Genomic DNA, 13,399 nt, shown 5'->3' with positions numbered 1-13,399 from the left:
CTACTGTGCCAGCTCCCACCGCGGGCCCTGCGGGGTGTCCTCGACCACGATTCCGGCCGCCGCGAGCTGGTCGCGGATCGCGTCGGCCGCCGCGTAGTCCTTGCGGGCACGCGCGGCCTGCCGCTGCTCCAGCGCCACGGCCACCAGCGCGTCCACGACCTCCCGGAGCCCCGAGTCGCCGGTCGACCGCCACTGCTCCGACCTGGGGTCGAGGCCGAGCACGTCGAGCATGTTCTGCGTCTCGGCGAGCAGCCGGGCGACCTGCTCCTTGTTGCCCTGGGCCAGCGCGACGTTGCCTTCGCGGACGACCTCGTGGATCACGGCGAGCGCCTGCGAGACGTTCAGGTCGTCGTCCATGGCGTCCACGAACGCCTGGGGCAGCGGCGCGGCGGCGTCCACGTCGTGGATCACCTCGGCCGCCCGTGTGACGAACCCCTCGATGCGGCGGTATCCGGCCGCCGACTCCTGCAGCGCCTCGTCGGAGTAGTCGATGACCGAGCGGTAGTGCGCCGCGACCAGGTAGTACCGCAGCTCGACCGCGCGCACCTTGCGCAGCATGTCCGGGATCAGCAGCGAGTTGCCGAGCGACTTGGCCATCTTCTCGCCGCCGAGCGTCAGCAGACCGTTGTGCATCCAGTAGCGCGCGAAGCCGTCGCCCGCCGCCTGTGACTGGGCGATCTCGTTCTCGTGGTGCGGGAAGATGAGGTCGACCCCGCCGCCGTGGATGTCGAAGGTGCCGCCGAGGTACTTGGTCGCCATGGCCGAGCATTCCAGGTGCCAGCCGGGCCGGCCCCTGCCCCACGGCGTCGGCCACGTGGGCTCGCCGGGCTTGGCGCCCTTCCACAGCGCGAAGTCGCGGGGGTCGCGCTTGAGCGAGTCCGTGTCGGTGTCGGCGGCCGCCCGCATGTTCTCCAGCTTCTGGTTGGAGAGCTTGCCGTACCGGTCTTCGTAGGAAACCACGTCGAAGTAGACGTCGCCGCCCGACGCGTACGCGTGCCCCTTGTCGATCAGCCGCCGCATCAGCTCGATCATCTCGGGCACGTGGCCCATCGCGCGCGGCTCGACGGTCGGCGGCAGGCAGCCGAGTTGGTCGTACGCCCAGCTGAAGGCGCGCTGGTTGCGCTCGGACACCACGAACCAGGGCACGCCCTGCTCGCCGGCAACCCTGATGATCTTGTCGTCGAGATCGGTGACGTTGCGGCAGAAGGTCACGTCGTAGCCCTGCCGCGTCAGCCACCGGCGGAGGACGTCGAAGTTCACGCCGGACCTGATGTGCCCGATGTGCGGTGGAGCCTGAACGGTCGCACCACACAGATATATCGAGACCCGGCCGGGCTCGACCGGTACGAAATCACGGACCGTACGCGTGCTGGTGTCGTAGAGGTGCAGGCTCACGAAGGCAAGGCTAACGCCTGACGGCATGGCACAGGGCTACTTGGGCGCCTGTGAACGGCATGGTGTGGGCGATCATGGAAACTTCTGGCACATAAGTCCCGATATAACCGGAAACAAATTCCGTAACGATCCCGTACGGCCGTCGGAGTGACCAACGCGCGTCCGGCACGGGCCCGGCCGACACGCACCGTCACGGGACCGCGCGCCGCAACCCGAGGCGTCCGGCGGAAGACGCGGGCGGAAGCGCCCCACGGATGCCGCGTCGATTCCCAGCGAGACCCCCGTGAGGCTCACGCCCGGCGTGTCGGGCCGGAGGATTCCGCCGTAGCCCCCGGTTCCGACACGAAACGGGTGATCACGCAGGTGCGATCAATCGTCACTCCGATTCTGTAGGCTCGAAACGCCATGGACGTGACTCCCCCCGGCGCGGCAGGCACGGCCTCCCGCCCGTCCCGAACCACCCCCTCCGGAATCCCGCTGGTGCTGCGGCGTCTGGCCATCGGCCTCGCGGGCGCCGCCCTCGCGGTGCTCGCCGGGGTGGCCTGCGCGCTGTCCTTCGACGACCTGCGGGCTCTGGCCGTCTCCGGGCGGGCCGAGCCCCGGCTCGCCTACCTGTATCCCGCGGCCTTCGACGTCCTGCTGGTCGTCGCCCTGGTCAGCGTGCCGTTGCTGCGGACCGCACGGTTCCTGGTCCGGCTGCAGGCGGGCTTCGTCCTGATCCTTCTCCTGGTGTCGGCCGCCGCCGCGAACGCCGCGACCGCCGCCGGCGTCTCCTTCGATCCCGACGTCACCGCTCTCGTCGTCGCGCTGCTGCCCTGGGTGATGCTCGCCGTCGGGTTGTGGCTGCTGCTGCTCCTGCTGAAGCACGTGCGCACCAGCCGGGCCGATCTGGACGGCGACACCGACGACGACCTGGTGCCTTTCGACGGCGAGCGGGAGCCCCGGACCGCCGCCACCGCCCCCTATCCGGTGGCCGTGCGGGAGCGGCCGGCCCCCGCGCACGCCCTCACCCAGGACCACGGCGTCGGCCATGAGTACGGCGCCAACCAGGAGTACGGCGCCGGCCGGGAGCACGCCGTCACTCAGGAGCACGGGGCGCCGCCCCTGCAGCCGGTCCCCGAGGCCGTGGCGCCCCCCGACTATGTCCCCCCGCTGCCGGTCAGCCCGGTCTCCGAGACCGTCGCGCCTCCCGAGTACGCCCCGCCGTTGCCCGTCACTCCTCCACAGAACGAGGACGAGGCCGCGCCCTCCGACCCCGACGAGGACGGCGTACGACGGCCGCACGTGGTGAGCGGGGAAACCACCCCCGCGGCCGAACCGCAGACGACGGGCCAGACGACGGGCCAGGCGACGGACGAGGCCGAGACCCTGCCGGTCGTACCTCCGACGGCGGCGCCCGGCACCCCGCCCGTGACCGAGCCGGCCCCGCGACCCGCTCCGCGAGCGGACGCCGAGCCCGTGACCGAGCCCGTGACCGAGCCCATGGCCGAGCCGACGGCCGACGCTGTGGCAGACGAGACGGCGACGGACGAGCACGCTCGCGACGCGGAGCCCGCCGACACGCCCGCCGCACCCACCCCGGACACCGAGACGCATGCCGAGACGCCTGCCGCACCCACGCCGGATACCGGCACGGATGCCAGCGCGGATGCCAGCGCGGATGCCGAGAAGGATGACCGCCCGGCGCCGCAGCCGCGCCGGAATCGCCCGGTGCGCTGGGGCGACCTCGTACGGCCGCACACCGGCGACGTCCTCGTGCACCCGCGGCCGAAGCCGGAAGACCCCGCCGACATCGAGGCGGATCGGCCCGAGGACGAGTCGGGCGTCGACACCCAGCCGCTCCGCCAGATCCGGGACGTGCCCGATCCCGCCCATGCGCAGGACAGCGCCGACCCGGACGAGGTGAGCGGGAGACTCGCGCCGCAGGCCGCGGAGTGCGGCGACCAGGACGCCGCGGAGGAAGCCGGTGAGGGCAACGTTCCGCTGGCACCTCCCTCCGGCCGGATGCGCAGCACGCCGCGCCCGCCAGCCTGACAGCCCGTCGCACACCGGCCCGCCTGACAGCCCCTCACACACCAGCCCGCCCGGCAGCCCCGGCAGACCCGCCGCGCCTGACGCGCCTGACACGCCGCCCTTCGGGGCATCCCGCACGCGGTCGCAGGCGGCATCCGCGGGCGCACCCTCGCCCCCACCCACCCTGCGGCCGGGGACCGGGGACTGGGGGACTGGGGGCCGGGGTGGACATATGCTCACGCTGCCGTCCGAGGGGACGGGCCCGACGCTCCGGAGCCGGGCCGTACAGCGCGCAGGCCCGCCCGGCTGGGGAGCCGGACGGGCCTGCGCGCGCTATGGGGTGAGGGCGGGGGCCGCCCTACCGAGCGGGTGCCTTACACTCGCGTTCCTCGCTTGAGGCCGGCGACGATGCCGACACCCACGACGGCCAGTACGACCTGCATGACCAGTTCGATCCAGTCGATGCCATCCGTCGTGGCCACACCCATGACCTGGGCGATCACCGTACCGATGAGCGCCGCGACGATACCGACGACGATCGTGAGCAGCCAGCCGATCGGCTGGCGGCCCGGCAGGAACAGGCGGCCCAGAGCGCCGATGACCGCACCGATGACGATGGCGCCGAGAATGGACTCGATTGTCATATCGACCTCCCGATGAGGGTGACCCTTTCATCCTCGGACTGTGGGATACCCCATGGAACGGAAATATGCGTCCCATGAAAGAAAAAAGAGGGCGGCGGCTCGATTCCGCGCCTTGGTCCGAGCCGCCGCCCACGTGTTAGTGAGACGCTCCTGGTCTCGTTCAGGTTGGCACGTCCGCTTGGAACGAGACATTCACGCCGGGAGTATCAGGGCGGTCGCGATGGCCGCCACACCCTCGCCGCGCCCCGTGAGCCCGAGACCGTCGGTCGTGGTCGCGCTGACGCTCACCGGCGCCCCTGCGGCGGCCCCGAGGACCTTCTCCGCCTCCGCACGGCGAGGCGCGACCTTCGGCCGGTTCCCGATGATCTGGACGGCCAGGTTGCCGATCTCGAATCCGGCCGCCCGCACCTGGCGGGCCGCCTCCTCCAGGAGGGTCACGCCCGCGGCGCCCGCCCAGCGCGGGTCGGAGGTGCCGAAGAGCGCCCCCACGTCTCCGAGCCCGGCGGCCGACAGCAGCGCGTCGCAACAGGCGTGCGCCGCCGCGTCACCGTCGGAATGGCCGGCCAGTCCGGTCTCGCCCGGCCAGAACAGTCCGGCGAGGTGAAGTTCCCTGCCAGACGCGAAAGGGTGGACATCGACCCCGATGCCCACCCTTGGCGATGTGATGTTCAGGAGTTCAGCACCTCGTCGAGCAGGGCCTCCGCCTTGTCCTCGTTGGTCTTCTCCGCGAGCGCGAGCTCGCTGACCAGGATCTGGCGGGCCTTCGCGAGCATGCGCTTCTCACCGGCGGACAGGCCGCGCTCCTTGTCGCGCCGCCACAGGTCGCGCACCACCTCGGCCACCTTGTTGACGTCCCCCGACGCCAGCTTCTCAAGGTTGGCCTTGTAGCGGCGGGACCAGTTGGTGGGCTCCTCCGTGTGCGGCATACGCAGCACGTCGAACACCCGCTCGAGTCCTTCTTGGCCGACGACGTCGCGCACACCGACGAGCTCGGCATTTTCCGCTGGTACCTGTACGGTCAGGTCGCCCTTGTCGACCTTCAGCACCAGGTAGGTCTTTTCCTCACCCTTGATGGTTCGGGTCGTGATGGCCTCGATCCGAGCAGCCCCATGGTGGGGGTAGACGACAGTGTCGCCGACCTGGAAAGTCATGTGACGAGTACCCCTTCCGCTGTACTCCAGAGTACCACGCGGTTACCGCCTCCCGGAACAGTGAAAGAAACATAACTGCAGGTCAAAGCCTCGTTTTGGGGCTTGACAAGCCATCCACTCTGTGAATCGACATAGAGGACGTACCGGGTGACCTGCACTGCTGCGACGTATGGACCGGGAGCCGACGCCGGACCGGTGACCGGCGCGGATAAGGTGATTGCTGCCCATACACGTGCGTACCAAGGAGACCTCGAACCGTGACCAGTAGCAGCCGTCGCAGGGCGATCGCCGTTGCCGCGCTCCTCGCCGCCGCCATCCCTGCACTGGCCGCGTGTGGCGCCGGTTTCGACGCCAACACCAGCGCGCCGTACGCCCCGAACGAGGCGGGCGTCCTCTATGACGGCGACGGCCCCGGCAAGGCCTACGGCAAGAACGGCGTCATGATCCCGCAGGCGTTCATCCTGGGGCCGGACTCCGGTGAGCAGCTCGCCACCGGGGGGTCGGCGCCGCTCTACCTGACTCTCCTGAACAGCACGGAGACCGCCGACCAGCTCACCAGCATCGTCCCCGAGGAGCAGAAGGCGACCTCGGTCAAGGTGCAGAGCCCCATCGACCTCCAGCCGGGCACGCTCGCCAAGACCCCCGGGGTCACGGTCGAGGGCCTGAAGACGGCGCTGCGCGGCGGGGAGAGCATCAAGCTCACGCTCCAGTTCAAGAACGCCGGCGACGTCGCGCTCGACGTGCCGGTCGTGGCCCGCAGCCGCGAGTTCGCGACGCTCCCGCCCGCGCCGACGGCCGCGCCCACGGCGGCACCCACCGCCTCGCCCCTCGCCACGGGCAGCCCGGCGCCGTCGGACACCGCGCTCCCGGAGGCCACCGAGTCGCCCGCCCCGGGCGCCGAGTAGCGATCCCTGAGCGACGACGCACAGGAGCCCCCGTCCCGGACGGACAGGGGCTCCTGTGGCGTCGAGAGGGCCCGTACGGGACTCAGTCGTCGGCGGGGTCGAACTTGTAGCCCAGGCCGCGCACGGTGAGGATGCAGCGGGGGTTGGACGGGTCGGCCTCGACCTTGGCCCGCAGCCGCTTCACGTGCACGTCGAGCGTCTTGGTGTCGCCGACGTAATCGGCGCCCCAGACCCGGTCGATGAGCTGCCCGCGGGTCAGCACCCGGCCGGCGTTGCGCAGCAGCACCTCGAGCAGCTCGAACTCCTTCAGCGGGAGCTGCACTTGCCGGCCGCGCACGGCCACGATGTGCCGGTCGACGTCCATGCGCACCGGTCCGCCGGTCAGGACGGCCGACTCCACCTCTTCCACGTCGCCCTGTCTGCGCAGCACCGCGCGGATGCGCGCCACCAGCTCGCGGGACGAGAACGGCTTGGTCACGTAGTCGTCCGCGCCCAGCTCCAGGCCGACGACCTTGTCGATCTCGCTGTCCTTCGCGGTCAACATGATCACGGGCACCTTGGAACGCTGCCGCAGCGAGCGGCACACCTCCGTTCCGGGCAGGCCCGGGAGCATCAGGTCGAGCAGGACGAGGTCGGCGCCGTTACGGTCGAACGCGTCCAGGGCCTCGGGGCCGGTGGCCGCGACCGCGACCTCGTACCCCTCTTTCCTGAGCATGTACGACAACGCGTCCGAGAACGACTCCTCGTCCTCGACGACGAGTACCCGAGTCACTTAGCGGCCTCCTGGGGGATGGTCGTGCTTGGTACGGGGACCGCCTGACCGCCGAACGCGGGAAGGCGAAGAGTGAAGGTCGAACCGGAGCCTTCCTTGCTCCACACCGCGACCTCGCCGCCGTGCGCGACCGCCACGTGCTTGACTATCGCGAGGCCGAGGCCGGTGCCGCCGGTGGCCCGCGACCGGGCGGCGTCGACACGGAAGAACCGCTCGAAGATGCGCTCCTGCGCGCTTTCCGGGATGCCGATGCCCTGGTCGCTCACGCTCAGCTCGACGGCGTTCCCGGCCGGCCTGGCGCTGATGACGACGCGGGTGTGCTCGGGGCTGTAGGCGACGGCGTTGTCGATGAGGTTGCGCAGCGCGGTGACGAGCAGCTCCTCGTCGCCCCAGACCTTGAGGCCCTCGGTGCCGCCCGCGACGAGCGTGATGTCCTTGGCCGAGGCCTTCGTGTTGCACCGGTCGATGGCCTCGTGCACGGTCTCGTCGACCGGCACCTGCGCGGGCGCCGGTATGGGCTCGCCGCCCTGGATCCGCGACAGCGTGATCAGGTCCTGCACCAGGTAGGTCAGGCGGGCCGCCTCGTGCTGCATGCGGCCGGCGAACCGCTTCACGGCCTCGGGATCGTCGGCCGCGTCCTGAACGGTCTCGGCGAGCAGGCTCAGCGCGCCGACGGGAGTCTTGAGCTCGTGGCTGACGTTCGCGACGAAGTCCCTGCGCACCGCCTCGACGCGCTGCCGCTCGGTCTGGTCCTCGGCGAGCACGAGCACCTGCCCGTGGGAGCCCAGCGGGGCCACCCGCACCGCGAACGACGTGGACTCCTGTCCGAACTTGCGGCCCGCCGTCTCTATCTCGCTCTCGCGGATCTCGCCGTCCCTGCGGACCTTCCTGGCCAGCGCGAGGAGTTCGGCGGCCATGAGGGACTCCCCGCGTACGAGGCCGAAGGCGCGGGCGGCCGAACTGGCGCGCAGGACCCGGTCCTCGCGGTCGAGCACGACCGCCGAGGAGGGCAGCACGGCGAGCACCGACGCCACTCCCGGAGGCAGGCCGTCGTCCACCGGCTCCTGGATCCGAGGCTTGTCCGCCTGCCGCCGGATCGCGAGCATGACGAAGGAGCCGGCGACGAATCCGCCCATCGCCGCCAAGCTCGCCAGCAACTCGTTCACATTCAGCAGCCTAAGCGGCATTTCCGGTTGGTCCACCTGCCCGACCTGGCCGGACTCCCTCTTTCCGGAAAAGTTCATCCGGCGGTCGGAATTCGTTCATCGGCCCGCGCGTAGCGTGGCGGCCATGCGCGACGCCTATCACGAAGATCTTGCGGCCCTGACCGACCGCCTGGTGGAGATGACCCGCCTGGTGCGGTCGGCCATGTCGAGGGGGACGACCGCCCTGCTCGACGCCGACCTGCAGCTGGCGGAGAGCGTCATCTCTCAGGACAACGAGGTCGACCGGCTGCACCAGGAGCTCGAGGCCTCGATCTTCGAGCTGATGGCCACGCAGCAGCCGGTGGCGGTCGACCTGCGCACCGTCATCACCGCGCTGCGGATGGCCGCCGACCTGGAGCGTATGGGCGACCTGGCCGAGCACATCGCCAAGCTCGCCCGGATGCGTCACCCCGAGTCCGCCATCCCGGCCGAGCTGCGTGACACATTCGTCGAGATGGGCGCCATCGCCGAGAACCTGATCACCAAGGCGGGCAGCTGCATCGCCTCCCGCGACATCGATCTCGCCAAGGAACTGGAGGATGACGACGACGCGATGGACCGCCGTCACCGGCGGCTGTTCCGCGTCCTGCTCTCCAAGGACTGGGACCACGGCATCGAGGCCGCCATCGACATCACTCTGGCGGGCCGCTACTACGAGCGGTACGCCGACCACGCCGTACGCGTCGCGCGCGACGTCGTGTACCTGGTCACGGGTACGCGCGACGCGGACGCCCTCGCCGGCTGACGCGGCGGCGTACGGGGGGCGCGAAAGCCCCGGTCCTCGGGGGGCCGGGGCTTTCCGCGTTCGATCGCGCTCGATCTGTCGCACATGCCGAATAGTCTTCGCTCTCGTGCCGAGACGATCATGGGCGCTCTGGGCGGCGGCGGCGCTGACCGCGGCGGCTCCCGCCCTCTACCTCCGGGTCGCGTCGCTGCTGACAGGCGACGACGGCGTCGAGAGCTACATCTCGATGCTCGTGTTTCCGGGCTCCTGCCCGGGCTGGGACACCTACGATCTGGTCTATTCCAGGGCACACGCGGTCGCCGACTTCCCCCTCTTCTCGTACGGCGGGGGACCGCTGATCGTCCTGGGCTTCGCGGGCTGGTATCTGAGCGTCCGGAGGGCCCGGCCCGGGGTCGGCAGGATCGTCGCCCGTTGCGTCGCGGCCGTGCTGGTCGTCCTCAACCCGATCCCCGAGGCACTGCTCCCCGCCCTCGACGCGGCGCTCGGCCCCGGCTGCGCGGAGATGTGGGGGCCGCCCGAGCTGATGTCCCGGCAGGTCTGGTGGGGGCTCTACGACTGCGTCCCGCCGTTCCTCGTCCTGCTCGCTGTACGGGCTCCCCGGCGCCCGTACGTACGGCGCGGCCCGCTCGTCCGTACGACCGCCGCCGTTCTGGCGGTGACCGCGGTCGTCCTCGTCCCGGCGGCGTCGGCCGCACCCGGCGGGGTGAGCACCGAGCGGGAGCTCGACTGCGCCGGCTTCGGCGACGGCACGGTCAAGGGGCTCAGCGAGACGGACAAACGCTTCCTTTGCGCGGTCCGGGGTTACGACCGCCCGTACGACTCCGGCGTGGAGGGATGGGACGAGGTCTCCGACCAGGACGTCCTGGCCCAGGGGCACCACCTGTGCGCGCTGGCGACCCGGCACGGAGGAGACATCCGCGCCCGGGCGGTCCAGGAGGCGCCCCAGGCGTCCCTGGCGGGCCTGCTCGCGGGCCTGTGCCCGGCCGTGGCCCGCGCGCAGCAGGCGGAGGCCGACCGTCAGCAGGCGGAAGAGGACGCGTACGTCGCCCAGAAGGAGCGGGCCTGCGCGGCACACCCCCGGCACCGGCCGAAGATCCGGCCGGTACGACAGCGCCGGGCCACGCTGTGGACGGAGTTCTGGACCATCGACGGCTGGGAGGAAGGCTACGAGGGCGATCCCCCGGAACTGGTCGAGGAGCTGGTGGGGAGCGGCCTGGGCACGCTGGCCATCTGGGCGGCCGACGAGATCGGGCACGCGTGCGTGACCGTCGAGTCCTACACCCGGCGCCCGCCGCTGGAGACCAGAGGCTGGGAGGAGGTGGTCGAGGTGGGATACGAGAGCCCGTCCGGGTCCCTGGAACTGGTGGACGGCGACGGAACGAGCTTGACCGGGCTCACCACCCGCGGCCCGGGTTCGTACCGGGTCAGGGTGCATCTGCGCGGCCGCGAGCTCGTGACCCAGGTGATCGACGCCCCGGACGGCGCCGTCGAGCTCCTGGTCCAGGTGTTCCCCGGTGAGGCGAAGAAGCCGGTCGTCTACAAGTAAGGCCGCGCCCCGTGCGCATTCGCCGCGCCTGCGGCGCTCGGGGCGCTCACAGTCCGTGGGGTCGTGCCGGAGGCGCGCGATGGGCGCTTCCCTCGTCGCGCTTGGTCGCTTCGCTCCCGCGCGCTCCTCAGTCCAGACACGGCCGCGCCCCTCACGGGGGGGCGCGGCCTTCGTGACAGACGTGAGGGTTACTTCTTGCCCTGGTTGGCGACGGCCTCGATGGCGGCCTTGGCGGCCTCCGGGTCGAGGTACTCGCCCTTGCCGACCGGGCGGAAGTCGGCGTCCAGCTCGTAGCGCAGCGGGATGCCGGTGGGGATGTTCAGGCCCGCGATGTCCTCATCACTGATGCCCTCCAGGTGCTTGACCAGCGCGCGCAGCGAGTTGCCGTGCGCCACCACCAGCACCGTGCGGCCCGCGGCCAGGTCCGGGACGATCTCGTCGTACCAGTACGGCAGCATGCGCCCGACAACGTCCTTGAGGCACTCGGTGCGCGGCAGCACCTCGGAGGGCAGCAGGGAGTAGCGGCCGTCGCCGACCTGGGAGTACTCGTCGTCGTCGGCGATCGGCGGCGGCGGCACGTCGTACGACCGGCGCCACAGCATGAACTGCTCGTCGCCGAACTCGGCGCGGGTCTGCGCCTTGTCCTTGCCCTGGAGCGCGCCGTAGTGGCGCTCGTTCAGCCGCCAGGAGCGCTTGACCGGGAGCCACAGCAGGTCGGCCGCCTCAAGCGCGATGTTCGCGGTCCTGATGGCCCGGGTGAGCACCGAGGTGTGCACCACGTCGGGCCGGATCCCGGCCTCCAGCAGCAGCTCCCCGCCGCGCCGCGCCTCCTCCTCGCCGGTCGGCGAGAGTGTGACGTCCACCCAGCCGGTGAACAGGCCTTTGACATTCCATTCGCTCTCGCCGTGCCGCAGCAGCACCAAAGTCGCCATGCCGCCAATCCTATCGGCGTACGGCAGACGTCCCGTTGGTCAGGACTCGACCACCCGTGCGAACGCGCGGAGGTTGGCCAGCGACTCGCCGCGCTTGACTCGCCACTCCCACTCGCGCCTGATGGACGTCGCGAAGCCCAGTTCGAGGGCGCGGTCGAACGACTCGTCCGAGTAGGTGAGCACGCACCCGAGGACCCGGTCGATCTCCTCCTCGGTGACCGCGTCCAGCGGCAGCCGGCCCACCAGGTGCACGTCACCCGTGTCGTCGACGGCGAAGTGCACGCCGTACATCGAGCCGTTCTTGTGCAGCAGCCAGCGGTAGAACTCGGCGTGGTTCTCGTCGGGCTGCCGGCAGAAGAACGCCTCGATGTTGAGCGCCTGGTCGCCGACGACGAGCCAGGTCAGGGTGGCGAGCTTGTGCTGGCCCGGCAGCTTGACCAGGAACGCGCCCGGCTTCGGCCGCTCGTAGGACAGCTCGGCGGACTCCAGCGCCGACGCGATGACGGCTTCCAGATCCGGTCTCATGGTCACCACCCTACGAGTTGACCGCGATGGGGGTCTGGTGGAGCTGGGCCATGGCGCCGGCGTACACCTCGGCCAGCCGGGCGGCGGTCGCCGACCAGCCGAAGGCCGTGGCGTGCCCCACGGCGCCTGCGGCGAGCCCGGCGAGCCGGTCGGGCCGCCCGGCGAGCAGGGCGAGCTCGCGGGCCCAGTCGTGCGGGTCGTGTCCCTCCACCAGTACGCCGGACACGCCGTCCTTGACGGCCGTGCGCAGGCCGCCGACCGCGGCCGCGACGACCGGCGTGCCGCACGCCTGCGACTCCAGCGCGACGAGGCCGAACGACTCGTTGTACGACGGCACCACGGTCACGTCGGCGGCCCGGTACCAGTCGGCCAGCTCCCGCTGTGGCGCGGGCGGCGCGAGCCGTACGACGTCGGCGATGCCCAGCTCGGCGGCGAGGTCGCTGAGCAGGGAGGGACGCGCGAGGCCGTTGCCGCTGGGCCCGCCCACGCAGGCCACGACGAGCCGCGACCGCAGTGAGGGATTCTCCACGAGCATCCGGGCGGCGGCCTTGAGCAGCACGTCGGGGGCCTTGAGCGGCTGGATGCGGCCCACGAACAGCAGCACGTGGGCGTCCTGCGGCAGCCCGAGGCGATGGCGGGCGGCGCCTTTGGACTCCGGCTGGAAGACGGCGAGGTTCACGCCGGGGTTGACGACCGCCACCCGTTCGCGCGGCGCCCCGTAGAGGCTGATCAGCTCCTCGGCCTCGGCGGCGGTGTTGGCGACCAGCCGGTCGGCGACCTCCACGACCTGTTCCTCGCCGAGCACGCGCATCGCCGGCTCGGGCTTGTCGCCCTTGGCGAGCAGGAGGTTCTTCACCTTGGCCATGGTGTGCATGGTGTGCACGAGCGGCACGCCCCAGCGTTCCTTGGCCAGCCAGCCCACCTGGCCCGACAGCCAGTAGTGCGAGTGGATCACGTCGTACCGGCCGGGGTCGTACATCGCCTCGGTGCGGAGCACGCCGGACAGGAAGCCGCACAGCTGCCCCGGAAGGTCGGCGCGGTCCAGCTCCTCGTACGGCCCGGCCGTGACGTGGCGCACGAGCACCCCCGGGCTCAGCTCGGCGACCGGAGGCAGGTCACGGGCGGTGCGCCGGGTGAAGATCTCCACCTCGATGCCCAGCGCCGCGAGACGTTTGGCGACCTCGAGGATGTAGACGTTCATGCCGCCCGCGTCCCCGGTACCCGGCTGGTCCAACGGGGACGTGTGCACGCTGATGGTCGCGACGCGGTTGACCCGACGCCGTAACACCGACACCCGAACCACCTCCGAAAGGGTTATAACCATCAAAATCATCACTGGATTCCCCGACAGCGGTGAGCACCGGGGGTCCTGAGAGGATGTCGGCTGCCCATCGGGGCAGCGTGGAAGGACGGAAGCGTGACGATGACCAATCCCGCGGCGACCAATCCCGCGGTCAGGACCGCGGTGGTGACCGGGGCCAGCAGCGGCATCGGCGAGGCGACGGCCCGCCGGCTCGCCGCGGAGGGATACCGGGTCGTGGCGGCGGCGCGGCGGCGGGACCGGCT

At 71.1% G+C, this 13,399-nt stretch carries 14 protein-coding genes; 5 read left to right on the top strand and 9 right to left on the bottom strand.

The annotated features are described in order from the left end of the window. The gene (gene cysS, locus AB0J39_RS16255; RefSeq protein ID WP_363464945.1) at nt 1-1,395 is read right to left on the bottom strand and encodes a cysteine--tRNA ligase; all 1,395 of its coding nucleotides are present in this window, start codon (nt 1,393-1,395) and stop codon (nt 1-3) included. A 405-nt stretch (nt 1,396-1,800) separates the two neighbouring features. Here cysS and AB0J39_RS16250 point away from each other — a divergent pair, with 405 nt between their 5' ends. Next, nucleotides 1,801-3,429 (top strand): DUF2637 domain-containing protein, encoded by a 1,629-nt coding sequence (locus AB0J39_RS16250; RefSeq protein WP_363464942.1) that lies wholly within the window; start codon nt 1,801-1,803, stop codon nt 3,427-3,429. A gap of 353 nt (nt 3,430-3,782) precedes the next feature. Here AB0J39_RS16250 and AB0J39_RS16245 read toward each other — a convergent pair whose 3' ends face one another. The 3 genes from AB0J39_RS16245 to AB0J39_RS16235 form a co-directional block, all read right to left on the bottom strand. Next, the gene (locus AB0J39_RS16245) at nt 3,783-4,052 is read right to left on the bottom strand and encodes a GlsB/YeaQ/YmgE family stress response membrane protein (protein ID WP_363464939.1); all 270 of its coding nucleotides are present in this window, start codon (nt 4,050-4,052) and stop codon (nt 3,783-3,785) included. 192 nt (nt 4,053-4,244) lie between these two features. Next, nucleotides 4,245-4,703: a 2-C-methyl-D-erythritol 2,4-cyclodiphosphate synthase gene (gene ispF, locus AB0J39_RS16240; RefSeq protein ID WP_363464937.1), complete on the bottom strand. Its 459-nt coding sequence runs from the start codon at nt 4,701-4,703 to the stop codon at nt 4,245-4,247. Between the two features lie 17 nt (nt 4,704-4,720). Then, nucleotides 4,721-5,203, bottom strand: coding sequence for a CarD family transcriptional regulator (locus AB0J39_RS16235; protein ID WP_030510364.1), 483 nt, complete (start codon nt 5,201-5,203; stop codon nt 4,721-4,723). A 257-nt stretch (nt 5,204-5,460) separates the two neighbouring features. Between AB0J39_RS16235 and AB0J39_RS16230 the strand changes: the two genes are divergently transcribed. After that, nucleotides 5,461-6,108, top strand: a complete 648-nt coding sequence (locus tag AB0J39_RS16230; protein WP_363464935.1) for a copper chaperone PCu(A)C — start codon at nt 5,461-5,463, stop codon at nt 6,106-6,108. A gap of 82 nt (nt 6,109-6,190) precedes the next feature. On the opposite strand, the gene AB0J39_RS16225 is transcribed toward AB0J39_RS16230, so the two are convergent. Both AB0J39_RS16225 and AB0J39_RS16220 read right to left on the bottom strand, forming a co-directional pair. Next, the gene (locus AB0J39_RS16225) at nt 6,191-6,880 is read right to left on the bottom strand and encodes a response regulator transcription factor (protein WP_363464933.1); all 690 of its coding nucleotides are present in this window, start codon (nt 6,878-6,880) and stop codon (nt 6,191-6,193) included. Next, a complete protein-coding gene (locus AB0J39_RS16220) occupies nt 6,877-7,986 on the bottom strand; it encodes an ATP-binding protein (protein ID WP_363465028.1) in 1,110 nt (369 codons plus the stop codon). The genes AB0J39_RS16225 and AB0J39_RS16220 overlap by 4 nt, the downstream gene beginning before the upstream one ends. Nucleotides 7,987-8,170: 184 nt before the next feature. Here AB0J39_RS16220 and phoU point away from each other — a divergent pair, with 184 nt between their 5' ends. Both phoU and AB0J39_RS16210 read left to right on the top strand, forming a co-directional pair. Continuing rightward, nucleotides 8,171-8,830, top strand: a complete 660-nt coding sequence (phoU, locus tag AB0J39_RS16215) for a phosphate signaling complex protein PhoU (RefSeq protein WP_363464931.1) — start codon at nt 8,171-8,173, stop codon at nt 8,828-8,830. A 106-nt stretch (nt 8,831-8,936) separates the two neighbouring features. Continuing rightward, on the top strand, nt 8,937-10,376 hold the full coding sequence (locus AB0J39_RS16210; RefSeq protein ID WP_363464928.1) for a hypothetical protein: 1,440 nt from the start codon (nt 8,937-8,939) through the stop codon (nt 10,374-10,376). Nucleotides 10,377-10,564: 188 nt separating this feature from the next. On the opposite strand, the gene AB0J39_RS16205 is transcribed toward AB0J39_RS16210, so the two are convergent. The 3 genes from AB0J39_RS16205 to mshA are packed head-to-tail and all read right to left on the bottom strand — an operon-like array spanning nt 10,565 to nt 13,157. Continuing rightward, nucleotides 10,565-11,308: a phosphoglyceromutase gene (locus tag AB0J39_RS16205; RefSeq protein WP_363464925.1), complete on the bottom strand. Its 744-nt coding sequence runs from the start codon at nt 11,306-11,308 to the stop codon at nt 10,565-10,567. Nucleotides 11,309-11,347: 39 nt separating this feature from the next. After that, nucleotides 11,348-11,833, bottom strand: a complete 486-nt coding sequence (locus AB0J39_RS16200) for a YbjN domain-containing protein (protein WP_030510371.1) — start codon at nt 11,831-11,833, stop codon at nt 11,348-11,350. A gap of 10 nt (nt 11,834-11,843) precedes the next feature. Further along, complete coding sequence (gene mshA / locus AB0J39_RS16195) at nt 11,844-13,157, bottom strand: D-inositol-3-phosphate glycosyltransferase (protein ID WP_363465025.1); 1,314 nt, start codon at nt 13,155-13,157, stop codon at nt 11,844-11,846. 99 nt (nt 13,158-13,256) lie between these two features. On the opposite strand from mshA, the gene AB0J39_RS16190 reads away from it, so the two are divergent. Further along, nucleotides 13,257-13,399: SDR family NAD(P)-dependent oxidoreductase (locus AB0J39_RS16190; RefSeq protein ID WP_363465022.1), on the top strand; the 143-nt coding region annotated here is incomplete at its 3' end.

Source organism: Microbispora sp. NPDC049633 (assembly GCF_040675265.1).
Lineage (GTDB): Bacteria > Actinomycetota > Actinomycetes > Streptosporangiales > Streptosporangiaceae > Microbispora > Microbispora maris.
Note: the sequence above shows the minus strand (reverse complement) of the source record. Positions and strands in the feature narration are given on the sequence as shown.